This is a genomic window from Streptomyces hygroscopicus, assembly GCF_026168105.1.
Taxonomy (GTDB): Bacteria; Actinomycetota; Actinomycetes; order Streptomycetales; family Streptomycetaceae; genus Streptomyces; species Streptomyces hygroscopicus_D.
In genome coordinates this window covers 142434-168828 of record NZ_LBMW01000012.1, presented here as the reverse complement: position 1 = coordinate 168828, position 26395 = coordinate 142434, and the positions used below count along the sequence as shown (strand labels likewise).

The 26395-nt window shown below is 69.6% G+C and carries 27 protein-coding genes and 1 pseudogene; 11 read left to right on the top strand and 17 right to left on the bottom strand.

Annotated features, from left to right (window positions below; translation table 11 throughout):
• The first annotated feature begins 16 nt into the window (after positions 1-16).
• Positions 17-922, top strand: coding sequence for a 4-hydroxy-tetrahydrodipicolinate synthase (gene dapA, locus AAW14_RS15005; RefSeq protein WP_265564101.1), 906 nt, complete (start codon positions 17-19; stop codon positions 920-922).
• Between the two features lie 67 nt (positions 923-989).
• On the top strand, positions 990-1493 hold the full coding sequence (locus AAW14_RS15000; protein ID WP_265564099.1) for a hypothetical protein: 504 nt from the start codon (positions 990-992) through the stop codon (positions 1491-1493).
• A gap of 111 nt (positions 1494-1604) precedes the next feature.
• Here the strand turns inward: AAW14_RS15000 and AAW14_RS14995 are convergent, their stop codons facing one another.
• The 12 genes from AAW14_RS14995 to AAW14_RS14940 all read right to left on the bottom strand — a co-directional run bounded on the left by AAW14_RS14995 (position 1605) and on the right by AAW14_RS14940 (position 10942).
• Positions 1605-2012, bottom strand: a complete 408-nt coding sequence (locus AAW14_RS14995) for an SseB family protein (protein ID WP_265564097.1) — start codon at positions 2010-2012, stop codon at positions 1605-1607.
• A 229-nt stretch (positions 2013-2241) separates the two neighbouring features.
• Positions 2242-3231: a 2,3,4,5-tetrahydropyridine-2,6-dicarboxylate N-succinyltransferase gene (gene dapD / locus AAW14_RS14990; RefSeq protein ID WP_265564095.1), complete on the bottom strand. Its 990-nt coding sequence runs from the start codon at positions 3229-3231 to the stop codon at positions 2242-2244.
• On the bottom strand, positions 3228-3842 hold the full coding sequence (locus tag AAW14_RS14985) for a TetR/AcrR family transcriptional regulator (RefSeq protein ID WP_265564094.1): 615 nt from the start codon (positions 3840-3842) through the stop codon (positions 3228-3230). Before AAW14_RS14985 ends, dapD begins: the two co-directional genes overlap by 4 nt.
• Positions 3842-4162, bottom strand: coding sequence for a DMT family transporter (locus AAW14_RS14980; protein WP_265564092.1), 321 nt, complete (start codon positions 4160-4162; stop codon positions 3842-3844). The genes AAW14_RS14985 and AAW14_RS14980 overlap by 1 nt, the downstream gene beginning before the upstream one ends.
• Positions 4163-4294: 132 nt before the next feature.
• Positions 4295-4630, bottom strand: coding sequence for a metal-sulfur cluster assembly factor (locus AAW14_RS14975; RefSeq protein WP_265564091.1), 336 nt, complete (start codon positions 4628-4630; stop codon positions 4295-4297).
• Positions 4627-5094, bottom strand: coding sequence for a Fe-S cluster assembly sulfur transfer protein SufU (gene sufU / locus AAW14_RS14970; RefSeq protein ID WP_265564089.1), 468 nt, complete (start codon positions 5092-5094; stop codon positions 4627-4629). The genes AAW14_RS14975 and sufU overlap by 4 nt, the downstream gene beginning before the upstream one ends.
• A 10-nt stretch (positions 5095-5104) precedes the next feature.
• Complete coding sequence (locus AAW14_RS14965; RefSeq protein WP_265564087.1) at positions 5105-6361, bottom strand: cysteine desulfurase; 1257 nt, start codon at positions 6359-6361, stop codon at positions 5105-5107.
• Positions 6358-7122, bottom strand: a complete 765-nt coding sequence (gene sufC, locus AAW14_RS14960) for a Fe-S cluster assembly ATPase SufC (RefSeq protein WP_265564085.1) — start codon at positions 7120-7122, stop codon at positions 6358-6360. Before sufC ends, AAW14_RS14965 begins: the two co-directional genes overlap by 4 nt.
• A gap of 7 nt (positions 7123-7129) precedes the next feature.
• Positions 7130-7450 (bottom strand): non-heme iron oxygenase ferredoxin subunit, encoded by a 321-nt coding sequence (locus AAW14_RS14955; RefSeq protein ID WP_265564083.1) that lies wholly within the window; start codon positions 7448-7450, stop codon positions 7130-7132.
• On the bottom strand, positions 7447-8670 hold the full coding sequence (sufD, locus tag AAW14_RS14950) for a Fe-S cluster assembly protein SufD (RefSeq protein ID WP_265564081.1): 1224 nt from the start codon (positions 8668-8670) through the stop codon (positions 7447-7449). The genes AAW14_RS14955 and sufD overlap by 4 nt, the downstream gene beginning before the upstream one ends.
• Positions 8671-8759: 89 nt before the next feature.
• Positions 8760-10181, bottom strand: a complete 1422-nt coding sequence (sufB, locus tag AAW14_RS14945; protein WP_265564080.1) for a Fe-S cluster assembly protein SufB — start codon at positions 10179-10181, stop codon at positions 8760-8762.
• On the bottom strand, positions 10178-10942 hold the full coding sequence (locus AAW14_RS14940) for a helix-turn-helix transcriptional regulator (RefSeq protein ID WP_265564078.1): 765 nt from the start codon (positions 10940-10942) through the stop codon (positions 10178-10180). The genes sufB and AAW14_RS14940 overlap by 4 nt, the downstream gene beginning before the upstream one ends.
• A 172-nt stretch (positions 10943-11114) precedes the next feature.
• Between AAW14_RS14940 and AAW14_RS14935 the strand changes: the two are divergent.
• From AAW14_RS14935 to AAW14_RS14920, 4 genes and pseudogenes are all read left to right on the top strand, one after another.
• Positions 11115-11655: pseudogene (locus tag AAW14_RS14935) on the top strand (AAC(3) family N-acetyltransferase); the annotation flags it as partial.
• Positions 11645-12568 carry an ABC transporter ATP-binding protein gene (locus AAW14_RS14930; protein WP_265564076.1) on the top strand — a complete coding sequence of 308 codons (924 nt, stop codon included), beginning with the start codon at positions 11645-11647 and terminating at the stop codon, positions 12566-12568. The pseudogene AAW14_RS14935 and the gene AAW14_RS14930, both read left to right, overlap by 11 nt.
• Positions 12565-13335 carry an ABC transporter permease gene (locus tag AAW14_RS14925; protein WP_265564073.1) on the top strand — a complete coding sequence of 257 codons (771 nt, stop codon included), beginning with the start codon at positions 12565-12567 and terminating at the stop codon, positions 13333-13335. The genes AAW14_RS14930 and AAW14_RS14925 overlap by 4 nt, the downstream gene beginning before the upstream one ends.
• Positions 13336-13429: 94 nt before the next feature.
• Positions 13430-14437, top strand: a complete 1008-nt coding sequence (locus AAW14_RS14920; protein WP_265564072.1) for a COX15/CtaA family protein — start codon at positions 13430-13432, stop codon at positions 14435-14437.
• A gap of 8 nt (positions 14438-14445) precedes the next feature.
• On the opposite strand, the gene AAW14_RS14915 is transcribed toward AAW14_RS14920, so the two are convergent.
• From AAW14_RS14915 to AAW14_RS14905, 3 genes are all read right to left on the bottom strand, one after another.
• Positions 14446-15552, bottom strand: a complete 1107-nt coding sequence (locus AAW14_RS14915) for an amidohydrolase family protein (RefSeq protein WP_265564070.1) — start codon at positions 15550-15552, stop codon at positions 14446-14448.
• A gap of 70 nt (positions 15553-15622) precedes the next feature.
• Positions 15623-15979, bottom strand: coding sequence for a hypothetical protein (locus AAW14_RS14910; RefSeq protein ID WP_265564068.1), 357 nt, complete (start codon positions 15977-15979; stop codon positions 15623-15625).
• A 93-nt stretch (positions 15980-16072) separates the two neighbouring features.
• Complete coding sequence (locus tag AAW14_RS14905; RefSeq protein WP_416223303.1) at positions 16073-17059, bottom strand: heme o synthase; 987 nt, start codon at positions 17057-17059, stop codon at positions 16073-16075.
• Between the two features lie 356 nt (positions 17060-17415).
• Between AAW14_RS14905 and tkt the strand changes: the two genes are divergently transcribed.
• The 5 genes from tkt to pgl are packed head-to-tail and all read left to right on the top strand — an operon-like array spanning position 17416 to position 24057.
• Positions 17416-19503 carry a transketolase gene (gene tkt / locus AAW14_RS14900; protein WP_265564064.1) on the top strand — a complete coding sequence of 696 codons (2088 nt, stop codon included), beginning with the start codon at positions 17416-17418 and terminating at the stop codon, positions 19501-19503.
• Positions 19504-19537: 34 nt separating this feature from the next.
• The gene (gene tal, locus AAW14_RS14895) at positions 19538-20656 is read left to right on the top strand and encodes a transaldolase (protein WP_265564062.1); all 1119 of its coding nucleotides are present in this window, start codon (positions 19538-19540) and stop codon (positions 20654-20656) included.
• Positions 20657-20660: 4 nt separating this feature from the next.
• Positions 20661-22193, top strand: a complete 1533-nt coding sequence (gene zwf, locus AAW14_RS14890; protein WP_265564060.1) for a glucose-6-phosphate dehydrogenase — start codon at positions 20661-20663, stop codon at positions 22191-22193.
• The gene (gene opcA, locus AAW14_RS14885; protein WP_265564058.1) at positions 22190-23278 is read left to right on the top strand and encodes a glucose-6-phosphate dehydrogenase assembly protein OpcA; all 1089 of its coding nucleotides are present in this window, start codon (positions 22190-22192) and stop codon (positions 23276-23278) included. The genes zwf and opcA overlap by 4 nt, the downstream gene beginning before the upstream one ends.
• Positions 23275-24057 carry a 6-phosphogluconolactonase gene (gene pgl / locus AAW14_RS14880; RefSeq protein ID WP_265564056.1) on the top strand — a complete coding sequence of 261 codons (783 nt, stop codon included), beginning with the start codon at positions 23275-23277 and terminating at the stop codon, positions 24055-24057. Before opcA ends, pgl begins: the two co-directional genes overlap by 4 nt.
• 136 nt (positions 24058-24193) lie before the next feature.
• Here pgl and AAW14_RS14875 read toward each other — a convergent pair whose 3' ends face one another.
• A complete protein-coding gene (locus AAW14_RS14875) occupies positions 24194-25033 on the bottom strand; it encodes a carbohydrate ABC transporter permease (protein WP_265564053.1) in 840 nt (279 codons plus the stop codon).
• Positions 25030-26391 (bottom strand): ABC transporter permease subunit, encoded by a 1362-nt coding sequence (locus AAW14_RS14870; RefSeq protein ID WP_265564052.1) that lies wholly within the window; start codon positions 26389-26391, stop codon positions 25030-25032. The genes AAW14_RS14875 and AAW14_RS14870 overlap by 4 nt, the downstream gene beginning before the upstream one ends.
• Positions 26392-26395: the final 4 nt, after the last annotated feature.

Below are 26395 nucleotides of genomic sequence, written 5' to 3'. Positions count from 1 at the left end.
TGCCGAAACTACTCCCATGACGACAACGGCCCTCCCCTCCCCTCCCTTCGGCCGCGCCCTGTGCGCGATGATCACGCCCTTCACCGAGACGGGCACGCTCGACCTCGACGGGGCGCAGCGGCTCGCAGACCATCTCGTGGCCGAGGGCTGCGACGGCCTGGTGCTGTCCGGCACCACGGGCGAGTCGCCGACCACGACCGACGCCGAGAAGGCCGCGCTGGTGCGGGCGGTGCGCGAGGCGGTCGGCGCACGGGCGACGATCGTCGCGGGTGTGGGCACCGCGGACACGCGGCACACGGTGGAACTGGCACTGGCAGCAGAAAAGGCGGGCGCGGACGGGCTGTTGGTGGTCACGCCGTACTACAGCCGGCCTCCGCAGGAGGCGGTCGAGGCACACTTCCGCGAGATCGCCGACGCCTCCGGGCTCCCGCTCGTGCTGTACGACATCCCGGGCCGCACGGGCACCCGTATCGAGCCCGGAACGATGATCCGGCTCGCGGAGCATCCGCGGATCGTGGCGGTCAAGGACTGCGCGTACGACCTCCTCGGCACCCAGAAGGTGCTGGGAAGAACGGAGTTGGCGTACTACGCGGGCTGCGACGAGCAGGTGCTCGCGCTGTACGCGGTCGGCGGCGCGGGATATGTGAGCACGGTGGCCAATGTGGCGCCGCGTCAGTTCCGCGCGGTTCTGGACGCGTTCGACGCGGGCGAGACGGCCCAGGCGGCGCGTCTTCAGCAATGGGTCGTGCCGCTGGTCGAGTTGATGATGGCCTCGGCCCTGCCGGGCACCGTCACGGTGAAGGGAGTGCTCGGCCGGCTCGGCCTGCCCGCCGGCCCGGTCCGCCCGCCGCTGCGGCCCGCGGACCGGGAGACGGTCGACGCACTGCTCTCTGCCCACCAGGAGCTGACCGGCGGGAAGTGAGCAGGGTCGGTCGCGCAGGTACGGAGCCCCTTCGCCCGCCACCATCCCGCTGTCGTACGTTGACGGAGTGAGCCGACCGTTGCTGTACCTCGACGTCGACGGCCCTCTCAATCCGTGGGCCGCCGGGCCTGAGCGCCGCCCCGAGGGGTACACGACGATCCGGGTGGCCCTGCACCCCGGACGGCCTCTGCGGGTCTGGCTCCACCCGGGGCACGGTGAGGCGCTGCTTCAGCTGGGCTACGAGCTGTGCTGGGCCAGCACATGGATGGACGCGGCGAACCGCTGGATCGGCCCGGTGATCGGGCTCCCGGAGCTTCCGTACGTCGACTTCGGGCCCGGTCTGTTCGCGCTGCGCCCCGACGGCGTGCACTGGAAGACCGAGGCGATCGTGGCGCACGCCCACGGCCGCCCCTTCGCCTGGGTGGACGACGAGCAGAGCCTCGCGGACGAGGCGTACGTCACCGCCCACCACCCGGGCCCGGCCCTCCTGCACCACGTCGACCCACGGGTCGGACTGCGGGAGGAGGATTTCGCGGCACTGGCGGAGTTCACGGCGACGCTCACACCATAGGTACCGGGCGACTGCGTGTGCCCGCTCGTGCGGGCCCACACGGCCCGGCCGCTAACCGCCGGAGCCCTGGGACCGGTTGTCCGGGGTGACCGAGAGGCCGATGGCTGCGCGTCAAACGAGGCAGCGTGCGAGAAACCACTGTGCCTCGTGTGCAGACAGCGTCAGTGAGTCCTCGTCCCCGGCATCGATGACCAGAACCACTTCGTCGGTCGGCCAATGAGCGGCCAACTGCCGCAATGTGACCGGCCGGTAGCAGGGCACATAAGGGAAGGCCCTGAACAGCCGCTCCTCGGACGTGAACACCATGACCGCCGGGGCAGAGTTCACGCTTTCGACCACCGGCAGCACAAACCGCACGAACCCACTGCGACCACTGGTGTAGCAGATACCGCTCACCGCCGGGATCAGCACATCACACCCGGCCAGAGCCCCCAACGCCTTGCAATTGGGAGCCGTGGCCAGTTCGTGGAGGGCATCCCTCGCCACAGTCTCGAAGACCTCTGATGGGATCTCAGTCATGGAGCCCGTCCCTTGCTGCAGGAACCCGCCCCCGATACGCAGAGCGCCTACCCGCGATCGACGCGATCATGCTGTGAAGGCTCGGGGTCGGAAACGAAAGCGCCCTTCCGGGCCCTCTCGGGGCCGTGGAAGGGCGCTCGACGATGACCGACACCGACGACTGCCGACAGCTCAGCAGCAGGTCAGAGCGTTGATCGGTCAGGCGGCCGCAGGGCACGGCCGCCGCGGGTCAGTTGTGGCTGTGCAGGATCTCGTTCAGGCCGCCCCACACCGCGTTGTTCGGGCGGGCCTCGACCGCGCCGGTGACCGAGTTGCGGCGGAAGAGGATGTTGGAGGCGCCGGAGAGTTCGCGGGCCTTGACGATCTGGCCGTCGGGCATGGTGACCCGGGTGCCGGCGGTGACGTACAGACCGGCCTCGACGACGCACTCGTCGCCGAGGGCGATGCCGACGCCCGCCTCGGCGCCGATCAGGCAGCGCTCGCCGATGGAGATGATCACGTTGCCACCGCCGGAGAGCGTGCCCATCGTGGAGGCCCCGCCGCCGATGTCCGAACCGTCGCCGACCACGACGCCCGCGGAGATACGGCCCTCGACCATGGACGTACCGAGCGTGCCGGCGTTGAAGTTCACGAAGCCCTCGTGCATGACCGTGGTGCCCTCGGCGAGGTGGGCACCCAGGCGGACCCGGTCTGCGTCGGCGATACGGACGCCCTTCGGCGCGACGTAGTCCGTCATGCGCGGGAACTTGTCGATGGAGGTCACCTGGAGGTGCAGGCCCTCGGCGCGGGCGTTCAGGCGCACCTTCTCGATGTCGTCGACGGCGACCGGGCCCAGCGAGGTCCAGGCGACGTTGGCGAGGAAGCCGAACATGCCCTCCAGGCTCTGGTCGTGCGGCTTGACCAGACGGTGCGAGAGCAGGTGCAGACGCAGATAGACGTCATGCGCGTCGATCGGCTTCTCCTCGAGCGAGGCGATGACCGTGCGGACCGCGACCACCTCGACGCCCCGGCGGGCGTCCGGGCCCACGGCCTTCGCGGCGCCTGCACCGAGCAGTTCCACGGCACGCTCGGCGGACAGCCGCTCCGTGCCGGACGGGCCCGGCTCGGCGGACAGTCCGGGCGCGGGGAACCAGGTGTCGAGAACGGTGCCGTCGGCGGCGATGGTGGCGAGGCCGGCGGCCACGGCACCGGTGGTACGGGGAGCAGTCGTGTCGGTCATAGGGGAAACCTAACGTGGCTTGGGCCGGGTGGGCGAACCGGTGCCGGGGTCGTCTCAGGGGACGGTCGGGCGGGGCGGGGAATCACCCGTCCCAGCACCTCCCGCGCGTACTCCTCGTCGTACTCGGCGCCCGTCAGCAGCACCTGCAGACAGATCCCGTCCATCAGTGCGAGGAGGGCCCGCGCGGTGACCGGGTCGGTGCGACGGGCCAGCCGCTCGGCCGTCTCCTCGGTCCACTCGGCGGCGACCGGGCGCAGCGCGGAGCGGCGCAGGGCTGCGAGATACAGCTCGTACTCCAGCTCGACGCCCGCCCGGTCGCCGCCCAGCCACTCCCCCATGACCCGGGCCAGGTCACCGGCGAGATCGTCCTCGGCGCCCTCCAGCAGGCCGCTCTCGGTGAGCACCTTGGCGAAGCCCTCGTTCGCCTGCCGCAGCGCGGCGACCATCAGCTCGTCGAGGGTCTTGAAGTGGTACGTCGTGGAGCCGAGCGGCACATCGGCCTCGGCGGCGACAGAGCGGTGGCTCAGTCCCCCGATGCCCTTGTCCGCCACGACACGGATCGCCGCGTCGATGATCCGCTGCCGTCGCTCGGGGTCGTAACGCCGGGGCATCAGTGCGCACCTCCCAGGTTCAGGACCACCACCCCGCCGACGATCAGCGCGATCCCCGCGATCTTGGCGAGCCCCAGCCCCTCCCCGAAGAGAACCAGGCCGATCGCGGCGACGGTCGCCGTGCCGACTCCGGACCAGATCGCATAGGCCGTCCCGATCGACATGCTCTTCAGAGCCTGGGCGAGCAGCACGAAGGAGACGACGTAACCGAGAAGGGTCACCAGCGAGGGCCAGACCCTGCTGAAGCCGTCGCTGTACTTCATGGCGGTCGTGGCCACGACCTCGGCACCGATGGCGCCGGCGAGGAAGGCGTATTCCATGTGTACGAGTGTACGCATCGATGCGTACGGCCGTACACATTCATGGCCTCCGTCCCTCGCGGCAGGCGGCTGCGCAGAGCACGAGAACGGCGACGCCCGTCGGGCGTCGCCGTTCTCTTCGGCCGGTGGATCTCAGACGTTGAAGCCGAGTGCCCGAAGCTGCTCACGGCCGTCGTCCGTGATCTTGTCGGGGCCCCACGGCGGCATCCAGACCCAGTTGATCCGCAACTCGTTGACGAGGCCGTCCGTGGCGGACTTGGCCTGGTCCTCGATGACGTCCGTCAGCGGGCAGGCCGCGGAGGTCAGGGTCATGTCGACGGTGGCGATGTTCGCCGTCTCGTCGATGTGGATGCCGTAGATCAGGCCCAGGTTGACGACGTCGATGCCCAGCTCGGGGTCGACGACATCCATCAGGGCCTCGCGGAGCTCCTCCTCCGAGACCGGCTTCATCTCCACGGTGTCGCTCATGCCGTCTTCCTTTCGGCGTCGGCTCCGCCCAGCGCCTGGGCCGTCGCGTCCTTCCACGCCATCCAGCTCAGGAGGGCGCACTTCACCCGCGCCGGGTACTTGGACACCCCGGCGAACGCGACCGCGTCCTCCAGGATCTCCTCCATCGCGTCGTCGGGCTCGATCCGGCCCTTGGACTGCATCAGCTCCAGGAAGGCCTCCTGGATCTTCTGCGCCTCGGCCAGTTCCTTGCCGACGAGGAGCTCGTTCAGCACGGAGGCCGAGGCCTGGCTGATGGAGCAGCCCTGGCCCTCGTACGAGACGTCCTTGATCGTCGTGCCGTCGTACTTCACACGCAGCGTGATCTCGTCGCCGCAGGTCGGATTGACGTGGTGCACCTCGGCGTCGCCATCCCTCAGACCACGCCCGTGGGGGTTCTTGTAGTGGTCCAGGATGACTTCCTGGTACATCGAATCAAGCTTCACGACCAGCCCTTCAGCCGAAGAAGTTCCGTACGTGCTCCAGCCCCTCGACCAGTGCCTCGATCTCGGCCGGCGTGGAGTACAGATAGAACGACGCTCGCGTGGTCGCAGGAATTCCGTACCGCAGGCACACCGGGCGGGCGCAGTGGTGGCCCACCCGGACCGCGATGCCCTGCTCGTCGAGGACCTGGCCCACGTCGTGCGGGTGGATGTCGCCGAGCGTGAAGGAGATCGCCGCGCCCCGGTCCTCAGCCGTGGTCGGGCCGATGATCCGCAGGTCGGGGACCTCGCTCAGCCGCTGCACCGCGTACTCGGTGAGCGCGTGCTCATGGGCGAGGATCTTGTCCATGCCGATCGAGGACAGGTAGTCGATCGCCGCGCCGAGCCCGACCGCCTGCGCGATCGGCGGCGTACCCGCCTCGAACTTGTGCGGAGCGGGAGCGTACGTCGACGAGTGCATCGACACCGTCTCGATCATCTCGCCGCCGCCCAGGAACGGAGGCAGGTCCTCCAGCAGCTCCTGACGGCCCCAGAGCACGCCGATGCCCGTCGGACCGCACATCTTGTGGCCCGTGAAGGCCACGAAGTCGGCCTGGAGGGCCTGGACGTCCAGCGGCATGTGCGGCGCCGCCTGCGAGGCGTCGATGCACACCAGCGCGCCGACCTCCTGTGCGCGGCGCACTATCGCCTCGACCGGGTTGACCGTGCCCAGGATGTTGGACACCAGCACGAAGGAGACGATCTTCGTCTTCTCCGTGATGATCTCGTCGATGTTCGACAGGTCGAGCCGGCCGTCGTCGGTGAGACCGAACCACTTCAGCTTCGCGCCCGTACGCTGCGCGAGCAGCTGCCACGGGACGATGTTGGAGTGGTGCTCCATCTCGGTGATGACGATCTCGGTGTCGTGGTCCACCCGGTAGGGCTCGTCGGCCCAGCCGAGCATGTTCGCCACGAGGTTCAGCGACTCGGAGGCGTTCTTGGTGAAGATCACCTCGTCGCGGCTCGGCGCGTTGATGAACGCGGCGACCTTGTCGCGCGCCCCCTCGTACAGCGCCGTGGCCTCCTCGGCGAGCACATGCACACCGCGGTGGACGTTGGCGTTGTAGCGCTCGTAGTACTCGCTCAGGACGTCCAGCACCTGGCGCGGCTTCTGCGAGGTCGCTGCGTTGTCCAGGTACACGAGCTTCTTGCCGTCGTGGACCAGCCGGTCCAGGACGGGGAAGTCCTTGCGGATCGCCTCGGTGTCGAGGAGGCCCGGCAGCTGTGTCACGCGGATGCGCCACCCTTCACGTATGCCTCGTAGCCCTCGTTCTCCAGCTTGTCCGCGAGCTCGGGGCCACCGGACTCGACGATGCGGCCGCCGGCGAACACATGGACGTGGTCGGGCTTGATGTAGCGCAGGATGCGCGTGTAGTGCGTGATCAGCATGGTGCCGACCTCGCCCGACTCCCGGACACGGTTGACGCCCTCGGACACGATGCGGAGCGCGTCGACGTCCAGGCCGGAGTCCGTCTCGTCGAGGATCGCGATCTTCGGCTTGAGCAGCTCCAGCTGGAGGATCTCGTGGCGCTTCTTCTCACCGCCGGAGAAGCCCTCGTTCACATTGCGCTCGGCGAAGGACGGGTCCATGTGGAGACGCTCCATGGTCTCCTTGACCTCCTTCACCCAGGTGCGCAGCTTCGGGGCCTCGCCGCGGATCGCGGTGGCGGAGGTGCGCAGGAAGTTGGAGACGGAGACGCCGGGGACCTCGACCGGGTACTGCATCGCCAGGAACAGGCCCGCGCGGGCGCGCTCGTCGACGGACATCTCCAGGACGTCCTCGCCGTCGAGCAGCACGGTGCCGCTGGTGATCGTGTACTTCGGGTGACCCGCGAGCGAGTAGGCGAGGGTCGACTTGCCCGAGCCGTTGGGGCCCATGATGGCGTGCGTCTCGCCCTGCTTCACGGTGAGGTCGACGCCCTTGAGGATCTCCTTCGTGGCGTTGTCGGCCTCGACGGTGACGTGCAGGTCTCGGATTTCAAGCGTTGCCATGGGTGCCTCAGGACTCCTGGGTGACGGAGACGAGAACGTCGTCCCCTTCGATCTTTACGGGGTATACGGGGACGGGGCGCGTCGCCGGAAGTGCGTCGGGCTTGCCGGAGCGAAGGTCGAAGCGCGAGCCGTGCAGCCAGCACTCGATGTGGCAGTCGTCCACCTCGCCCTCCGACAGCGAGACGTTCGCGTGGGAGCAGATGTCGTAGATCGCGAACACCTCGCCCTCGGTCTTCACGAGCGAGATGGGCGTGCCGTCGATTTCCACCCGTTTCGGGGTGTCCTCCTCCAACTCGCTCAGCCCGCAGACGCGTACGAAGGGGCTCATGCGACCGACGCCTCCAGCTCCTCTTCGATCTTGGCGATCAGGCGCTCCTGGATGTCCTCGACGCCGATCTGCTGGACCAGTTCGGCGAAGAAGCCGCGGACCACCAGACGGCGGGCCTCGTGCTCCGGGATGCCTCGGGCCATCAGGTAGAAGAGCTGCTCGTCGTCGAAGCGGCCGGTGGCGGACGCGTGGCCGGCGCCGACGATCTCGCCGGTCTCGATCTCCAGGTTGGGGACCGAGTCGACGCGCGCGCCGTCCGTGAGGACGAGGTTGCGGTTCATCTCGTAGGTGTCCGTGCCCTCGGCCTTGGCCTCGATGAGCACGTCACCGATCCACACGGCGTGCGCTTCGTCGCCCTGGAGCGCGCCCTTGTAGACGACGTTCGACTTGCAGTGCGGAGTGTTGTGGTCGACGAAGAGCCGGTGCTCCTGGTGCTGGCCCGTGTCGGTGAAGTAGAGCCCGAACAGTTCGGCCTCGGCGCCGGTGCCCGCGTAGGTCACCCGCGGGTGCAGCCGGACCACGTCGCCGCCGAAGGTCACGACGACCGACTTGAAGGAGGCGTCCCGGCCGACCAGCGCGTTGTGCTGGGCGACATGGACCGCCTTGTCGTCCCAGTCCTGGACGGAGACGACCGTCAGCTTGGCGCCGTCGCCCAGGAGGTAGTCGACGTTGGCGGCGACCACCGCGTCACCCGTGTGGTCGATGACGACGACGGCCTCGGCGAAGGCGCCGAGTTCGATGACCTGCTGGCCGAAGGCGACCCCGCCCTCGCCGTGCACCGCGATGCGGATCGGCTCGGTCAGAACGGTCTCCTTCGGGACGGTCACGACCGAGGCCTGCTCGAAGGCGGAGTACGCCTGGGCTGCGACGCGGTCCACCGGGGCGCCCGCCTTGCCGAGCCGTGCGTCGTCGCGGCCGACGGTCTCGACGGTGACGCCCTCGGGGGCGTCGACGGCCACCTTCACGCCCCCGCCGTTGGCGACGGCGGTGCCGTCGTGCAGACCGCGCAGCCGCTCCAGCGGCGTGAACCGCCACTCCTCCTCACGACCGTGCGGGACCGGGAAGTCCGCCACGTCGAAGGACGGCGGCGCGCTCATGCGCGTGGCGACGGTCGACTCGGCGGCAACCGCGATCTGGCCGGCGGTGGTGCTGCCCAGCGGTGGGGGCGCCCCCTGGCCGAGCGAGGTCGAGGGCTTGGGGGAGTTCTGGGCCTCAGCCATGGCTGTCGTTGTGCTCTCTTCCTAAAGTCAGTGGTGACCCACGGCCCGCCCCGGGAAGGCGGGCCGCCTGCTGCCGATGAGGACGGTCGTCAGCCGACCGCGCCTTCCATCTGCAGCTCGATCAGCCGGTTGAGCTCCAGCGCGTACTCCATGGGCAGTTCCTTGGCGATCGGCTCGACGAAGCCGCGCACGATCATCGCCATCGCCTCGAACTCGCTCAGACCACGGCTCATCAGGTAGAAGAGCTGGTCCTCGGAGACCTTGGAGACGGTCGCCTCGTGGCCCATGGACACGTCGTCCTCGCGGACGTCGACGTACGGGTACGTGTCGGAGCGGGAGATCGTGTCGACGAGCAGCGCGTCGCACAGCACGTTCGACTTCGATCCGGCCGCGCCCTCGCCGATCTCGACCAGACCGCGGTACGAGGTACGGCCGCCGCCGCGCGCCACCGACTTGGACACGATGTTGGACGAGGTGTTCGGCGCCATGTGGACCATCTTCGAACCCGCGTCCTGGTGCTGGCCCTCGCCCGCGAAGGCGATGGAGAGGGTCTCGCCCTTGGCGTGCTCGCCCATCAGGTAGACGGCCGGGTACTTCATCGTCACCTTGGAGCCGATGTTGCCGTCGATCCACTCCATGGTCGCGCCCTCGTACGCCACGGCGCGCTTGGTGACCAGGTTGTAGACGTTGTTCGACCAGTTCTGGATGGTCGTGTAACGGCAGCGGGCGTTCTTCTTGACGATGATCTCGACGACCGCGGAGTGCAGCGAGTCGGACTTGTAGATCGGGGCCGTGCAACCCTCGACGTAGTGCACGTAGGCACCCTCGTCGACGATGATCAGGGTCCGCTCGAACTGGCCCATGTTCTCCGTGTTGATGCGGAAGTAGGCCTGGAGCGGGATCTCCACGTGCACGCCCGGCGGGACGTAGATGAAGGAGCCGCCCGACCACACGGCGGTGTTCAGGGAAGCGAACTTGTTGTCACCGGCGGGGATGACCGTGCCGAAGTACTCCTTGAAGAGCTCCGGGTGCTCCTTCAGCGCGGTGTCGGTGTCGAGGAAGATGACGCCCTGCTCCTCCAGGTCCTCACGGATCTGGTGGTAGACGACCTCCGACTCGTACTGCGCCGCGACACCGGCCACGAGGCGCTGCTTCTCCGCCTCCGGGATGCCGAGCTTGTCGTACGTGTTCTTGATGTCCTCGGGCAGGTCCTCCCAGGACTCCGCCTGCTTCTCCGTGGAGCGCACGAAGTACTTGATGTTGTCGAAGTCGATGCCCGACAGGTCCGAGCCCCAGTTCGGCATGGGCTTCTTCTCGAAGAGCCGCAGACCCTTGAGACGCAGCTTGGTCATCCACTCCGGCTCGGACTTCTTCGCCGAGATGTCACGGACGACCCCTTCGTTCAGACCGCGCTTCGCCGCGGCACCGGCCTCGTCGGAGTCGGCCCAGCCGTATTCGTACTTGCCCAGGCCCTCGAGTTCGGGGTGGGCAGTCTCCGTGGGGAGAGTCATGCGGGGTTCCTCCCGGCCGTGCTGGCAGATGCGTTGTGGGTGGTCTCGGAGTTCTTTGAGGCTTTGTGCGGCGCCTTGGGGATGAACGTCGTGCAGACGCCGTCGCCGTGCGCGATCGTCGCCAGTCGCTGCACGTGCGTGCCGAGGAGCTGGGAGAAGATCTCCGTCTCGGCCTCGCACAGCTGGGGGAACTGTTCCGCGACATGGGCGACCGGGCAGTGGTGCTGGCAGAGCTGCTCACCGACCGGTGCGCTGCGCGCCGTAGCAGCGTACCCGTCCGCAGTCAGCGCCTTGGCCAGCGCTTCGGTGCGCTGCTCGGGGTCGGCGGCCTCGATCGCCTTGCGGTAGGCGGTGGCCTGTTCGGCGATCCTGGCGCGGGCGAAGGCGACCACGGCGTCTTCCCCGCCGAACTGCTCGCGGATCCAGCGCAGCGCGTCCGCGGCGAGCTGGTCGTACGACTGGTCGAAGGCGTCGCGGCCGCAGTCGGTGAGCGCGAAGACCTTGGCGGGGCGGCCTCGCGTACGCGCCCCGTACACCCGCTGCTCACGGGCCGCCACGACATCGTCCGCGACGAGCGCGTCCAGATGCCGCCGTACGGCCGCCTGGGTGAGTCCGAGCCGTCCGGCCAGCTCCGCGACGGTCGACGGCCCGTGGTCCAGGATGGACCGCGCGACCCGGTTGCGCGTCGAGCGCTCCCCGGTCGCAAGCTCCTCCTGAGGGGCCCCCGTGGGGGTCTCCCGAGCCTCGTCGACGTTTTTCACAACGCCATTGTTGCGTAATTCCTCAGAGCCTGACAAGCGCCGCCCCGGCGACCGGCGGTGCCGTACATCACTTAGGCATGCCTAAGGCGACCTGCGGAAACGATCTTTGATCGATCAAATCGGTGGCGTCCACGGCGGCTGTCCGGGAAAGTGCCCGACCATGCCGATACCGCCTCCGACCGGCCCTCTTGTCAGCCGGAACACCCGGCAGGTGGCCGGGGCCCTGCGCGGCGCGCACCCGCGGACCTCGTTCGCGGCGGTCGGGGCAACGGGCGGAGGAGATCGTCGAGAGCCATGCGACCGACTGCCGCCTCGGCGGACTCAGCCCGCCGGCCCCGCTGGAGAAGCTGGGCGCCCGGGCCCTGCTGCTGGGCGCGGGCCACGACGCGTGCACCCGCTTCCACCCGGCCGAGTACCGGATTCCCGCCCCACGCGTCCCGGTGGCGCGGCCGGGGCCGGACGGCTGGGAGGTGGTGACGGAGGTGGCGATCTCCGCGGACCGGTTCGACGAGCTGGGCCATGACTTCGGGCGGGACCGTCCCGTCGTACGGAGGAAGGTGGGCGCCGCCGCCGTCCGGCTGTTCCCGGTGGCGGACGCCGTGGCGTACGCAGATCGGTGGCCGGCACTGCACCGGCCGGGTGAGGAGTGGATGTCGGACCCGCGCGTCCGGCGCCCGAACGGCGTACCTAGACTCTGGAGCCATGCGAAGTGAGCCGGTCGTCCAGGTCCGGGCCCTGAGGAAGCGGTACGGCACGAAGACCGCGGTGGACGGCCTCGACCTGGTGGCCCGCGCGGGTGTCACCGCCGTACTCGGCCCCAACGGGGCGGGCAAGACGACCACGATCGAGACCTGCGAGGGGTACCGGAAGCCGGACTCCGGCACGGTGCGTGTCCTGGGCCTGGACCCGGTCCGCGACGCCTCGGCGCTGCGTCCCCGGATAGGCGTCATGCTCCAGTCCGGCGGCGTCTACTCGGGCGCCCGCGCCGACGAAATGCTCCGCCATGTCGCCAAGCTCCACGCCCACCCGCTCGACGTGGACGCGCTCATCGAGCGGCTGGGGCTCGGCAGCTGCGGACGCACGACGTACCGGCGCCTGTCGGGCGGGCAGCAGCAGCGGCTCGCCCTCGCCATGGCCGTCGTCGGCCGCCCGAACCTGGTCTTCCTGGACGAGCCCACCGCCGGCCTCGACCCCCAGGCACGCCGGGCCACCTGGGACCTCGTACGCGACCTGCGCACCGACGGCGTGTCCGTGATCCTTACGACGCACTACATGGACGAGGCCGAGCAGCTCGCCGACGACGTCGCGATCATCGACGCGGGCCGGGTCATCGCGCAGGGCTCCCCGGAGGAGCTGTGCCGCGGCGGCGCCGAGAACACGCTGCGCTTCACGGGCCGCCCCAGCCTCGACGTGGGGTCCCTGCTGAAGGCGCTCCCGGCGGACTGCACGGCGGCGGAGCTGACGCCGGGCGCGTACCGCGTCGTCGGCAAGGTCGACCCGCAGCTGCTGGCGACGGTCACCTCCTGGTGCGCCCAGCACGGGGTGATGCCGGACAGGATCTCCGTCGAACGGCACACCCTCGAGGACGTTTTTCTCGAGCTGACCGGCAAGGAGCTGCGCTCGTGACCACCGTCGGTACCTACACGCCGAAGCCCGGCCCGGCCCCCCTGCCGCGCATGATCGCGGCACAGGCCGTGCTCGAGACGAAGATGCTGCTGCGCAACGGCGAGCAGCTGCTCCTGACGGTCGTCATCCCGACGCTGCTGCTCGTCCTGTTCAGCTCCGTCGACATCGTGGACACCGGCGCAGGCAAGGCAGTCGACTTCCTCACCCCCGGCATCCTGGCGCTCGCCGTGATGTCGACCGCGTTCACCGGTCAGGCGATCGCGACCGGCTTCGAGCGCCGGTACGGGGTGCTGAAGCGGCTTGCCTCCTCGCCGCTGCCCCGCTGGGGGCTGATGACCGCCAAGACGGCCTCCGTCCTGGTCACCGAGGTACTCCAGGTGATCCTGCTGACGGTGATCGCCTTCTCGCTGGGCTGGTCACCGCAGGGCAACCTGTTCGCCGTGCTGCTCCTGCTGGTCCTGGGCACGGCGGCCTTCTCCGGGCTCGGCCTCCTGATGGCGGGCACGCTGAAGGCCGAGGCGACCCTGGCCGCCGCCAACCTGGTCTTCCTGCTGCTGCTCGTCGGCGGCGGCGTGATCGTCCCGCTGGACAGATTCCCGTCCGGCGCCCAGGACGTGCTCGCTGCGCTGCCGATCTCGGCGCTCTCGGACGGCCTGCGCGGCGTTCTCCAGCACGGCGCCGGGGTGCCCTGGGGCGACCTGGGCATCCTCGGGGTCTGGGCCGTGGTGGGACTGGCCGCGGCCGGGAAGTTCTTCCGCTGGGAGTGACGTCCGTGAAAGACCTCCCGCAAAAGACGTCGGGGAGTGACGTCCGTCCCCCGGGCCGACCCCTCGTGAAACCGTGCACAAGCGGAGCCCTACCATGAGGGGCGTGCCAAACGTGACCCGCGCCGATGCCGTAGCGGCCGTGCGCAACCCGCTCGCCTTCATCGCCGCACGCTGGACCCCGGAGCCCCGGACGGTCCGGCGGGCGGCACTCGCCGCGCTCGTCATGTCGGTGGTCATCGTCGTCACCGGCGGTGCCGTGCGCCTGACCGGCTCCGGGCTCGGCTGTCCGACCTGGCCGCAGTGCACCGACGACTCTCTGACCACGACCAGCGCCATGGGTGTGCACGGCGCCATCGAGTTCGGCAACCGCATGCTGACGTACGTGCTGTGCGCGGCCGTCGGCTGGGCGATCGTGGCCGCGCGCTCGCAGAAGCCGTCGCGGCGGGTCCTCACCCGGCTCGGCTGGGCCCAGTTCTGGATCGTGATGGGCAACGCGATCCTGGGCGGCGTCGTGGTCCTCGTGGGCCTCAACCCGTACACCGTCGCCGCCCACTTCCTGCTCTCCACCGCACTCATCACGGTGGCGACGCTGATGTGGCAGCGCACTCGGGAGGGCGACTCGGCGCCGCGTCCGCTGGTCGGCAAGGCCGTGCAGCAGCTGGTGTGGTTCCTGGTCGTCGCCTCCGTCCTGCTGATCGCCCTCGGCACGGTCGTCACCGGCGCGGGTCCGCACGCGGGCGACTCCCGGGACGTCAAGCGCATCCCGATCGACTGGGAGACCGTCGCCAAGCTGCACGCCGTGCTCGCCTGGATCGTGGTGACGCTGACGTTCGCCCTGTGGTTCGTCCTGAAGGCGGTCGACGCGCCCACGGGCCCGCTGCACCGCACCCGGGACCTGTTCCTGATCCTCCTGGGCCAGGGCGTCATCGGCTATGTCCAGTACTTCACGCACCTTCCCGAGGTCCTGGTCGGCCTCCACATGTTCGGCTCCTGCCTGGTGTGGATCGGAGTGCTCCGGGTGCTGTTGTCGTTGCGCGAACGCCCCGGGGTGACGGCGGAACTTCCGGGCCCCGCGGCGGAGTCGGCCCTCACCGCCGCGTGACGCGGGGCTCAGCCGAGGCCGTACACCCGCCGCGCATTCCCCGCGGCGATCATGCCCGCCACCCGCTGCGCGTCCGCCAGTGACCAGGCGCCCTCGGCGACCCAGGTGCCCAGCAGCCGGGAGAGCGCCTCGCGGAACAGACGGGCCCCGATCACATGGAGTTCCGGCAGGCCGTGGGCGCTGCTGGAGAACAGGAGCTTGCCGAAGGGGGCCAGTTCCAGGAGCTCGGCGAGGACATCGGCGGCCCGGGCGCCCGTGCGGACGAGTGCCGACCCCAGGTCCGCGTACACATGCGGGAACACCCCGGCCAGATGCGCCGCGTGCCGGTGATACGGGTAGCCGTGCAGCAGGACGAGGTCCGTGCCGAGCCCGGCCGTGGCACGTACGAAGTCGGTGAGCAGGACCGGGTCGGTGCGGTCGATGCGCAGGCCCGGTTCACCGAGGCCCGAGTGGAGCTGGAGGGGCCGGCCGGAGGCGACCGCGCTCCACAGCAGATGGCGCAGCAGGACCGGATCCGACAGGGCGCCACCCACCCGGCGGCCCGCCAGCCAGCGGCCGGCCGCGCCCCGTACCTCCCCCGGCCCCGGCGGCTCGGGCGCGAGTGCCAGACCGTGCCGTACGCCCGCCACCGAGGTGAACGCCACGGCGTGCGCCGCGGCCCCGTGGATCGACTCGGCGAGGTTGGCGAGGAACGCCTCGACCGTGCCGGAGGTGTCGGCCACCTGCTCGGCGAGCAGTTCAAGGCGGACGATCTCGTGCGCCTCGGCGGCTCCCGCCGAGGCCATCTCGGCGGGCCCGGTGAGGTCGCCGGGCAGCCCGGTGTCGACGAGGTAGGTGGTGATACCGCTGCCCCGCAGCAGTCTGCGCCCCGCCTCCAGGACGCCGAGTTCCCGGCGCCGGGCGAGATAGCGGGCGGGCGGGCAGTGCGGCTCCAGACCGAGCAGCGGAGGACACCAGCGCCGTACGGCGAAGCCCGTCTGGGTGTCGAAGAGGGTGGTGCCGGCCGCCGGCGGGCCCTCGGTGCGGGCGAGGTGGGCCTCGAAAGTGCCGAGGCCCAGCTCGGTACGGAGGACGCCGTGGCAGTACTGGTCCACCAGGGACGGCGTTTCGATCATCCGGACTCCCCGCGACTGGACCGTGGCTCCCTGAGGTCCTAACGGGTGAACCGGGCGTGAGGTGTTGCTCTCAGGCGGTGCGCTTGCCGCCCACCTGGATTCCCGCCATGCGCGTCCACTCGTACGGGCCGGTCTTCACCTTGCCCGCGAACTCTCCGTCGAAAGCCTCGTGGACGGTGATTCCCGCCTTCCGCACCGCCTCCTCGGCGATCGCGTACGTCGATGCGACGAGGTCACCCCACGTGCCGTCCTCGCCCACGAGCACGATCCTGGCGCCGCGGTCGCCGATGTACGCCACGTTCCCCTCGGCGCCGCCGTGCGCCTTGGCGAAGGCGTCGATCTCCTTGGCGAGCCGGACGGCCCGGCGCTCGGCCTTGGCGGCCTGCTTGGCGCCGGTGTCCTCGTCAACCTGCTTGGTGTCTGCCATGGCCAGGATGCTACCGATGGGTAGATCAAACGGCGACGGGAGGGGTGCGTGGCCTTGACCACGCCCCCTCCCCCCGGTGGTACGCGGGGACGGCTAGCGGAGGAAGGGGTCCACCGCCACCGCCACGAACAGCAGCGAGACATAGGTGATGGACCAGTGGAACAGCCGCATCTCCTTCAGCTTCGCACCAGTCGCCTCCGCCTTCGCCCGGTTCTGCAGCGCGTGGGCCTCCCACAGCCACCAGCCGCCCGCCGCCAGGGCGACCGTCGTGTAGAACCAGCCCGTGTAGCCGAGCGGGGTGAGCAGCAGGGAGACCCCGACCATCACCCAGCTGTAGATCACGATCTGCCGGGCGACCACCTTGTTGGAGGCGATGACCGGCAGCATCGGCACGCCCACGCGCCGATAGTCCTCCCTGACCTTCATGGACAGCGGCCAGTAGTGCGGCGGCGTCCAGAAGAACATGACGAGGAAGAGAACGACCGGCGCCCACGACATGGAGTTCGTGACCGACGACCAGCCGATCAGGACCGGAAGGCAGCCGGCGATGCCCCCCCACACGATGTTCTGCGACGTACGCCGCTTGAGGATCATCGTGTAGACGACGACGTAGAAGAGGAGCGCTCCGAGCGACAGCCAGGCGGACAGCCAGTTGACGGTGAAACCGAACAGCAGCGTCGAGACGACCGCCAGCGTGATGCCGAAGGCGAGGCACTCGGGGGGGCTGACGATGCCGGTGACGAGCGGGCGCTGGGACGTGCGCTCCATGAGCGCGTCGATGTCGCGGTCGATGTACATGTTCAGGGCGTTGGCACCGCCCGCGGAGAGGTAACCGCCGATGCAGGTGAGCAGCACGAGCCTGAGGCTCGGCACCCCCTGCTGGGCGAGGAACATCACCGGGACGGTAGTGATCAGCAGCAGTTCGATGATGCGCGGCTTGGTCAGCGCCACGAACGCCTTGACACGGGCCCCAAACGGCCGCTGGCCCCGGCTGCTGCTCGTTTCGAGCTCCTCCACAGCCTCACGGGCGTGGGCGGTGCCCCCACCCGTCGGACGGGATTCGACGACCGTCACGTACACCCCTGACAGAGACATCTCAGCAAGCCCCGGCTGTGAACTCCCGGTAAAGGCTCGCGCGTACCCACGCAACTTTAGACGTTGCCCAGAGTCCGCCCTTCGCGGGGGTGGGTCGTGTTGGGAGCGGCCGTGCGAGCAGGGAGCACGAGCCGGGTATCGCTCGATTGAGCAGTCGGATGAGCGCCTCCGTATTCATTTGCCGAATGCGGATCAGGCCGGTCGGGAGGCGGATCCGAGCGACTCCCGGCAGTCTGGAATGACTCGAAAAGACGCACGTACTTACGGGGGTAGGCTCAGCAGCGGCCGGTGGGCGTCCAGTGCACCGGCATTCGACATGTGGAGAGGAGCCCTGACCCAGGGTGAGCACCAAGCCGACCACCACAGACCTCGAGTGGACCGAGTTGGACCAGCGGGCCGTCGACACCGCCCGCGTCCTGGCCGCCGATGCCGTACAGAAGGTCGGCAACGGCCATCCGGGTACGGCGATGAGCCTGGCGCCGGCGGCCTACACCCTCTTCCAGAAGGTGATGCGCCACGACCCGGCCGACCCCGACTGGGTGGGCCGTGACCGCTTCGTACTGTCCGCGGGTCACTCGTCCCTGACCCTCTACACCCAGCTCTACCTGGCCGGTTTCGGTCTGGAGCTGGATGACCTGGAGGCCTTCCGAACCTGGGGCTCCAAGACCCCCGGCCACCCCGAGTACGGGCACACGCGGGGCGTGGAGACGACGACCGGCCCGCTCGGCCAGGGTGTCGCCAACGCGGTGGGCATGGCCATGGCCTCCCGCTACGAGCGCGGCCTGTTCGACCCGGACGCACCGCAGGGCGCCTCCCCCTTCGACCACTTCATCTACTGCATCGCCGGTGACGGCTGCCTCCAGGAGGGCATCTCCGCCGAGGCGTCCTCCCTGGCCGGCCACCAGAAGCTGGGCAACCTGGTCCTGCTGTGGGACGACAACCACATCTCGATCGAGGGCGACACGGAGACCGCGGTCTCCGAGGACACGGTCAAGCGCTACGAGGCCTACGGCTGGCACGTGCAGCGCGTGGCGCCGAAGCCGGACGGCGACCTGGACCCGCACGCGATCTACAACGCGATCCAGCAGGCCAAGAAGGTCACGGACCGGCCGTCCTTCATCGCGATGCGCTCGATCATCGCCTGGCCGGCCCCGAACGCGCAGAACACCGAGGCCGCGCACGGATCGGCGCTGGGCGAGGAGGAGGTCGCGGCCACCAAGCGCGTCCTCGGCTTCGACCCGGAGAAGAGCTTCGAGGTCGCAGATGAGGTCCTCGACCACACCCGCAAGGCGCTGGAGCGCGGTCGTCAGGCCAAGGCGGAGTGGGAGAAGTCGTTCGAGGAGTGGCGGTCCAACACCCCCGAGCGCGCGGCGGAGTTCGAGCGCATCGGCAAGGGCGAGCTGCCCACCGGCTGGGAGGAGAAGCTCCCGGTCTTCGAGGAGGGCGCGTCCGTCGCCACCCGTGCCGCCTCCGGCAAGGTGCTGCAGGCGCTGGGTGCGGTCATCCCCGAGCTGTGGGGCGGCTCGGCCGACCTGGCCGGGTCGAACAACACGACCATCGACAAGAACAGCTCCTTCCTCCCGGCGGACAACCCGCTGCCGGAGGCGGACCCGTACGGCCGCACGATCCACTTCGGTATCCGCGAGCACGCGATGGCCGCGACGATGAACGGCATCACGCTGCACGGGAACACCCGCGTCTACGGCGGCACGTTCCTCGTGTTCTCCGACTACATGCGCAACGCGGTGCGCCTGTCGGCCCTGATGCACCTGCCGGTGACGTACGTGTGGACGCACGACTCCATCGGCCTCGGTGAGGACGGCCCGACGCACCAGCCCGTCGAGCACCTGGCCTCGCTGCGCGCGATCCCGGGTCTGAACATCGTCCGTCCGGCCGACGCCAACGAGACGGCGATCGCCTGGCGCGAGATCTTCCGCCGCTGGACCAAGGAGTTCGGCAAGGGCGCCCCGCACGGCCTCGCGCTGACCCGCCAGGGCGTGCCCACGTACGAGCCCAACGAGGACACCGTGCGCGGTGGTTACGTGATGTTCGAGGCCGAGGGCGGGCAGCCGCAGGTGATCCTGATCGCCACCGGTTCCGAGGTGCACGTGGCCGTCGAGGCGCGTGAGCAGCTCCAGGCCGAGGGCATTCCGACGCGGGTCGTGTCGATGCCGTCCGTGGAGTGGTTCGAGGAGCAGGACCAGGGGTACCGGGACAGCGTCCTGCCGCCGTCGGTGAAGGCGCGGGTCGCCGTGGAGGCCGGGATCGGTCTGACCTGGTACCGGTTCGTCGGGGATGCGGGTCGCATCGTTTCCCTCGAGCACTTCGGTGCTTCGGCCGACGGAAAGGTGCTCTTCCGCGAGTTCGGTTTCACTGCCGAGAATGTCGCATCCGCCGCCAGGGAATCGATCGCCGCAGCCCAGCGCTGACGCTGATATACGACAAGTAGGAGATGCAATTTCCATGACAGACGCACTCAAGCGCCTCTCCGAGGAAGGCGTCGCGATCTGGCTGGACGACCTGTCGCGCAAGCGGATCACGTCCGGCAATCTCGCCGAACTGATCGACCAGCAGCACGTCGTGGGCGTCACCACCAACCCGACGATCTTCCAGAAGGCCATCTCGTCGGGCGACGGTTACGAGCAGCAGCTCGCCGACCTCGCCGCCCGCAAGGTCACCGTCGAAGAGGCGGTCCGCATGATCACGACGGCGGACGTACGGGACGCGGCGGACATCCTGCGCCCGGTCTTCGACGCCACGCAGGGCCAGGACGGACGGGTGTCGATCGAGGTCGACCCGCGCCTGGCGCACAACACCAGGGCCACCGTCGCCGAGGCCAAGCAGCTCGCCTGGCTGGTCGACCGTCCGAACACGCTCATCAAGATCCCGGCCACCAAGGCGGGCCTGCCGGCGATCACCGAGACCATCGCCAACGGCATCAGCGTCAATGTCACGCTGATCTTCTCCCTCGAGCGCTACCGCGAGGTCATGGACGCCTACATGACCGGCCTGGAGCGGGCGAAGGAGCGCGGGCTGGATCTGTCCAAGATCCACTCGGTGGCGTCCTTCTTCGTGTCCCGGGTGGACACCGAGATCGACAAGCGGCTCGACTCGATCGGCACGCCCGAGGCCAAGGGGCTGCGCGGCAAGGCGGCCATCGCCAACGCGCGCCTCGCCTACGAGGCCTACGAGGAGGTGTTCGGCAGCGACCGCTGGCTCGCCCTGGACAAGGCGCAGGCCAACAAGCAGCGCCCGCTGTGGGCCTCCACCGGCGTCAAGGATCCGGCGTACAAGGACACCATGTACGTCGACGAGCTGGTGGCGCCGAACACGGTGAACACCATGCCCGAGGCCACCCTGCTGGCCGTGGAGGACCACGGGGAGATCCGCGGCAACACCATCGCCGGCACCTACGAGCAGGCGCGCGGCGAACTGGAGGCGATCGAGAAGCTCGGGATCTCGTACGACGACGTGGTCCAGCTTCTCGAGGAGGAGGGCGTCGACAAGTTCGAGTCCTCCTGGAACGACCTGCTCAAGTCGACCGAGGCGGAGCTGCAGCGCCTCGCCCCTTCGGAGGGCTGACACCTTGACATCCGCACACGGAGCGAATCCGCTTCGTGACGCCGCGGACCGACGGCTCCCGCGTATCGCGGGGCCGTCGGGCCTGGTCATTTTCGGCGTTACAGGCGATTTGTCACGTAAAAAGCTGATGCCTGCCGTCTACGACCTCGCCAACCGCGGTCTGCTGCCGCCGGGCTTCTCGCTCGTCGGCTTCGCCCGCCGTGAGTGGCAGCACGAGGACTTCGCCAAGGAGGTCCACGACGCGGTCAAGGAGCACGCTCGCACGCCGTTCCGCGAGGAGGTCTGGCAGCAGCTCATCCAGGGGATGCGCTTCGTCCAGGGCACCTTCGACGACGACGACGCGTTCGAGCGGCTGCGCTCCACGATCGAGGAACTGGACAAGGCACAGGGCACGGGCGGCAACTTCGCCTTCTACCTCTCCGTGCCGCCGAAGTCCTTCCCGGTGGTCATCCAGCAGCTGAAGAAGCACGGTCTGGCCGACCAGGAGGGCGGTTCCTGGCGGCGCGCGGTGATCGAGAAGCCGTTCGGTCACGACCTGAAGTCGGCCGAGGAGCTCAACGCGATCGTGCACGAGGTCTTCGCCTCGGACCAGGTCTTCCGCATCGACCACTACCTGGGCAAGGAGACCGTCCAGAACATCCTGGCACTGCGCTTCGCCAACACGATGTTCGAGCCGATCTGGAACCGGTCCTTCGTGGACCATGTACAGATCACGATGGCCGAGGACATAGGCATCGGCGGCCGGGCAGGCTACTACGACGGCATCGGCGCCGCCCGTGACGTCATCCAGAACCACCTCCTCCAGCTGATGGCCCTCACCGCCATGGAGGAGCCCGCCTCCTTCGACGCCGACGCTCTCGCCGCCGAGAAGACCAAGGTGCTCGGGGCCGTGCGGCTACCGAAGAACCTCGGCCGGGACACCGTGTTCGCCCAGTACACGGCCGGCTGGCAGGGCGGCGAGAAGGCGGTCGGCTACCTCCAGGAGGAGGGCATCGATCCCAAGTCGAAGACCGACACCTACGCCGCGGTCAAGCTGGAGATCGACAACCGCCGGTGGGCGGGCGTCCCCTTCTATCTGCGCACCGGCAAGCGCCTCGGCCGCCGGGTCACCGAGATCGCAGTGGTCTTCCAGCGCGCCCCGCACTCCCCCTTCGACACCACCGCCACCGAGGAACTGGGCCAGAACGCGGTCGTCATCCGTGTACAGCCCGACGAGGGCGTCACCGTCCGCTTCGGCTCCAAGGTGCCGGGCACCTCGATGGAGATCCGGGACGTGTCCATGGACTTCGCCTACGGCGAGTCCTTCACGGAGTCCAGCCCGGAGGCGTACGAACGGCTGATCCTGGACGTCCTGCTCGGCGACTCGAACCTCTTCCCGCGCACCGAGGAGGTCGAGAGGTCCTGGGAGATCCTCGACCCGATCGAGCAGTACTGGGACAAGCACGGCAAGCCCGCGCAGTACCCGGCCGGCACGTGGGGGCCCGTCGAGGCGGACGAGATGCTCGAGCGAGACGGACGGAGCTGGCGCCGGCCATGAAGATCGACCTCACGGACACCACGGCCAGCAAGGTCAACAAGGCGCTGGTGCAGGGCCGCCGTGCCATCGGCACCCCGGCCGTCGGCATGGTCCTCACCCTGGTCATCGTCACCGACGAGGAGAACGCCTACGACGCCCTGAGGGCCGCCAACGACGCCTCGCGCGAGCACCCCTCGCGCACCCTGGTGGTCATCAAGCGCGTCTCGCGTACCCCGCGCGACCGCACGTCCTCGCGTCTGGACGCCGAGGTGCGGGTGGGCGCGGACGCGGGCACCGGTGAGACGGTGGTCCTGCGGCTGTACGGCGAGGTCGCGGACCACGCCGACTCGGTGGTGCTGCCGCTGCTGCTGCCCGACGCCCCGGTGGTGGTGTGGTGGCCGGTGAACGCACCGCTCGACCCGGCCAGCGATCCCCTCGGCGCGCTCGCCCAGCGCCGGGTCACGGACTCCTATACGGCCGAGGCGCCGGTACGGGAACTGAACGCCCGCGCCGACGCCTACACGCCCGGTGACACGGATCTGTCGTGGACCCGCATCACGCCGTGGCGCTCCATGCTCGCCGCGGCCCTCGATCAGGTCACCTGTGATGTCAAGGCGGTCGAGGTGGAGGGCGAAGAGTTCAACCCGAGCTGCGAGCTGCTGGCGATGTGGCTCGCGGACCGGCTGGACGTCCCCGTCAGGCGCTCCCTGTCCTCCGGCCCGGGCCTCACCGCCGTCCGGATGGACACGAGCTGCGGCCCGATCGCCCTCGACCGGGCCGACGGCTCGCTCGCCACGCTGTCCATCGAGGGCCAGCCCGATCGTGCGGTGGCGCTCAAGCGCCGCGACACGGCCGAGCTGATCGCGGAGGAGCTGCGTAGGCTGGACCCGGACGACACGTACGCGTCGGCGCTGCGGTACGGCGTGGACCGGCTGACCACGGCGGTCGAACCGGCCGGGGCACCGGCCGAGGAGTCCGCGGGTGCCCCGGCCGAGGAGCCCGCGGCCGAGGCGGCGTCGGACGGGGCGTCCTCCGGGAGCGCCACGCAGGCACCCGCGAAGAAGGCGGCCCGGAAGCCCCCCGCGAAGAAGGCGGCCGCGAAATGAGCACACCCCAGCTCGTCGTGCACCGTGACAAGGAACTGATGGCCCAGGCAGCCGCAGCCCGGCTGATCACCAAGGTCGTGGACGCGCAGGCCTCGCGCGGCTCCGCCTCGGTCGTGCTCACGGGCGGCCGCAACGGCAACGGCCTGCTCGCGGCGCTCGCCGCCGCTCCCGCCCGGGACGCCGTCGACTGGGGCCGGCTCGACGTGTGGTGGGGCGACGAGCGGTTCCTGCCCGAGGGGGACCCGGAGCGCAACTACACCCAGGCGCGCGAGGCGCTGCTCGACTCGGTACCGCTGGACCCGAAGCGCGTGCACCCGATGCCCGCGCCGGACGGCTCCTACGGCAACGATGTGGACGCTGCGGCCGAGGTGTACGCGGCGGAGCTGGGCCAGGCGGCGGGTCCCGAGAACCACGGCGCGGTGCCCACCTTCGACGTCCTGCTGCTGGGCGTCGGCCCGGACACCCACGTGGCCTCGCTCTTCCCGGAGATGCCCGCGGTGCGCGAGACCGAGCGGACGGTGGTCGGCGTGCACGGTGCGCCCAAGCCGCCCCCGACCCGCATCACGCTCACGCTGCCGGCGATCCGCTCGGCCCGCGAGGTGTGGCTGCTAGCGGCCGGCGAGGACAAGGCCCAAGCGGTCGCCATCGCCCTGTCGGGAGCGGGCGAGATCCAGGCCCCGGCGGCGGGCGCGCGCGGCAGGTCACGCACCTTGTGGCTGCTGGACGCGGCGGCTGCGTCGAAGCTGCCGCGGTCGCTGTATCCGCCGGCGTCGCCCTGAGGGACGGGCGGGACTCTTGGAGAAAAGCCGGACGGGCTGGGATCCCAGCCCGTCCGGCTTTATGCGTTCCGAACTCCGCCGTCGGCCTTCTGCGTTCTGCGTTCGGCGTTCGGCGTTCGGCGTTCGGCGGGTGGGGCTACTTCACCGACCCCGCCATGACGCCCTGTACGAAGTGCCGCTGGAACGCGAAGAACACCACCACCGGCACGATCAGCGACAGGAACGCACCCGGCGCCAGCACATCGATGTTGCTGCCGAACTGCCGGATCTGCGACTGGAGTTCCACCGTCAGCGGCTGCGAGGAGCTGTCGGCGAACAGCAGTGCCACCAGCATGTCGTTCCACACCCAGAGGAACTGGAAGATGGCGAGACTGGCGATCGCGGGCCGCCCCACGGGCAGCACCAGCCGCGTGAAGATGCGCCATTCGCTGCCCCCGTCCATGCGCGCCGCCTCCAGCATCTCCTTCGGCATCTCGGCGAAGTAGTTCCGCAGCAGGAACACGGCGAACGGCAGACCGTAGGCCACATGGAAGAGCACGACACCCGGAATCGTGCCGAAAAGCCCCAGCTGCCCGAAGAGTTTGGCGACCGGCAGCAGCCCGATCTGCACGGGCACCACCAGCAGGGCCACCACCAGCAGGAACAGCGGCTCGCGGGCCGGGAAGTCCAGCCATGCGAAGGCGTACCCGGCGAGCGCCGCAATGACGACGACCAGTGTCGTCGCCGGCACCGAGATCAGCACCGTGTTCCAGAACGCCTGGGTCATCCCGGAGTTCTTCAGCAGGGCCGAGTAGTTGTCGAAGGACAGCTGCCCGGGGCCGGCCAGTGCCGTCCACCAGCCCCCCTTCGCCGTGTCCTCGGCCGACCGCAGCGACGACACGAAGAGTCCCGCGAGCGGAGTCAGCCAGACCAGGCCGATCACCACCAGGACGGCCTGCACCAGCCCGTTGCCCAGGCTCCGCCTGACCGCGTTCATCGCTGACTCCTTCGGAAACGGCGGACGTTGAAGACCATCGCGGGGATCACCAGCAGCAGGAGCAGCACACCGAGGGCGCTGCCGAGCCCCTGGTTATTGCCGCCGCCGAAGGACACCAGCCACATCTGGGTGGCGAGCACGGTCGCGTCCTCCTGCACCGGCCCTGGCGCGATGATGTAGACGAGGTCGAAGACCTTCATCACGTTGATCACCAGGGTCACGAAGACCACGGTCAGCACGGGGGCCAGCAGCGGCACGGTGATCCGCCGGAAGATCTGCCACTCGTTGGCCCCGTCCATCCGCGCCGCCTCCAGGGCGTCCCGCGGCAGCGTCGAAAGACCCGCGCCGATCAGCACCATCGCGAAGCCGGTCCAGATCCACAGGTAGGCCCCGATGATCGCCGGCGTGACCAGCGTCGGTCCGAGCCAGGAGACGCCCTGGTACGGCTGCGCGAAGTTGGAAGCTGGCAGCGTCATGGTGTAGGCGCCGGAGCGCAGCCCCGGGAAGCGGAAGGAGCCGTCGGACGCGGTCGTCGTGCTCGCGACGGTCCGGCCGTCACGCACCGCCTCGACCTTCATCTCCGGCAGCCCGCTCTCCCGCGGGTCGACCTTCCCCGGCCGCCCTCCCCCGCCGGGCGTGAAGTCCAGGTAGACGACCCCGCGCAGCTCGTCGGGGGCCGCCTTGTGTCCGGCCGCCGCGTACGCGGGCTCGGCGCCCTTGGGCAGGTCCTTGGGCAGCACGCCGACCATGGCGAGCGCCACCGAGTCACCCGGCGAGACACTCGAACTTGTCCGGTACGAGCCGTCCGGGCCCTGGGTCAGCCCCTGTCCGAGGCGAGCCCGCGCCGTCGGGTACGACGACGTGCCCTCGAAGGCGTCGTGGACCGAGACCGCGGCGGCGTTCAGCACACCCTTGTTCGGGTCCTCGTCGTAGGCGAGCCGGAAGATGATGCCCGCGGCGAGGAAGGACACCGCCATCGGCATGAACAGCAGCAGCTTGAACGCCGTCGCCCAGCGGACCTTCTCCACCAGCACGGCCAGGATCAGGCCGAGGCCGGTCAGCAGGGCCGGGGCGACGACCACCCAGATCGTGGTGTTCCGGATGGCCTTCAGCGTCGCCGGGTCACGGAACATCTCGGCGTAGTTGTCGCCGCCCACGAACCGGGTGCCGGAGGCGTCGAAGAAGCTGCGGCCGACGGAGAACAGCACCGGATAGACGACGAGCGCGCCGAGCAACAGCAGCGCGGGGAAGACGAAGAGCAGGGCGATTACCCGCCCGCGCCGTCGCGCGCGCCGATTGCGGTCGGCGGGCGCGACGGGCGAGGAACTCGCCTCTTTCGCGAGTGCGGTGGCGGTCATGTCG

Excerpts from the sequence above, each read along its gene's own strand:
- AAW14_RS14870 (WP_265564052.1), bottom strand. The coding sequence starts at position 26,391 with ATGACCGCCACCGCACTCGCGAAAGAGGCGAGTTCCTCGCCCGTCGCG.
- sufD (WP_265564081.1), bottom strand. The coding sequence starts at position 8,670 with ATGGCTGAGGCCCAGAACTCCCCCAAGCCCTCGACCTCGCTCGGCCAG.
- AAW14_RS14955 (WP_265564083.1), bottom strand. The coding sequence starts at position 7,450 with ATGAGCCCCTTCGTACGCGTCTGCGGGCTGAGCGAGTTGGAGGAGGAC.
- AAW14_RS14985 (WP_265564094.1), bottom strand. The coding sequence starts at position 3,842 with ATGCCCCGGCGTTACGACCCCGAGCGACGGCAGCGGATCATCGACGCG.
- sufB (WP_265564080.1), bottom strand. The coding sequence starts at position 10,181 with ATGACTCTCCCCACGGAGACTGCCCACCCCGAACTCGAGGGCCTGGGC.
- AAW14_RS14930 (WP_265564076.1), top strand. The coding sequence starts at position 11,645 with ATGCGAAGTGAGCCGGTCGTCCAGGTCCGGGCCCTGAGGAAGCGGTAC.
- AAW14_RS14915 (WP_265564070.1), bottom strand. The coding sequence starts at position 15,552 with ATGATCGAAACGCCGTCCCTGGTGGACCAGTACTGCCACGGCGTCCTC.
- AAW14_RS14875 (WP_265564053.1), bottom strand. The coding sequence starts at position 25,033 with ATGAACGCGGTCAGGCGGAGCCTGGGCAACGGGCTGGTGCAGGCCGTC.
- AAW14_RS14995 (WP_265564097.1), bottom strand. The coding sequence starts at position 2,012 with ATGACTGAGATCCCATCAGAGGTCTTCGAGACTGTGGCGAGGGATGCC.
- AAW14_RS14920 (WP_265564072.1), top strand. The coding sequence starts at position 13,430 with ATGAGGGGCGTGCCAAACGTGACCCGCGCCGATGCCGTAGCGGCCGTG.
- tal (WP_265564062.1), top strand. The coding sequence starts at position 19,538 with ATGACAGACGCACTCAAGCGCCTCTCCGAGGAAGGCGTCGCGATCTGG.
- AAW14_RS14980 (WP_265564092.1), bottom strand. The coding sequence starts at position 4,162 with ATGGAATACGCCTTCCTCGCCGGCGCCATCGGTGCCGAGGTCGTGGCC.
- sufC (WP_265564085.1), bottom strand. The coding sequence starts at position 7,122 with ATGGCAACGCTTGAAATCCGAGACCTGCACGTCACCGTCGAGGCCGAC.
- AAW14_RS14910 (WP_265564068.1), bottom strand. The coding sequence starts at position 15,979 with ATGGCAGACACCAAGCAGGTTGACGAGGACACCGGCGCCAAGCAGGCC.
- AAW14_RS14975 (WP_265564091.1), bottom strand. The coding sequence starts at position 4,630 with ATGAGCGACACCGTGGAGATGAAGCCGGTCTCGGAGGAGGAGCTCCGC.
- dapD (WP_265564095.1), bottom strand. The coding sequence starts at position 3,231 with ATGACCGACACGACTGCTCCCCGTACCACCGGTGCCGTGGCCGCCGGC.
- dapA (WP_265564101.1), top strand. The coding sequence starts at position 17 with ATGACGACAACGGCCCTCCCCTCCCCTCCCTTCGGCCGCGCCCTGTGC.
- opcA (WP_265564058.1), top strand. The coding sequence starts at position 22,190 with ATGAAGATCGACCTCACGGACACCACGGCCAGCAAGGTCAACAAGGCG.
- pgl (WP_265564056.1), top strand. The coding sequence starts at position 23,275 with ATGAGCACACCCCAGCTCGTCGTGCACCGTGACAAGGAACTGATGGCC.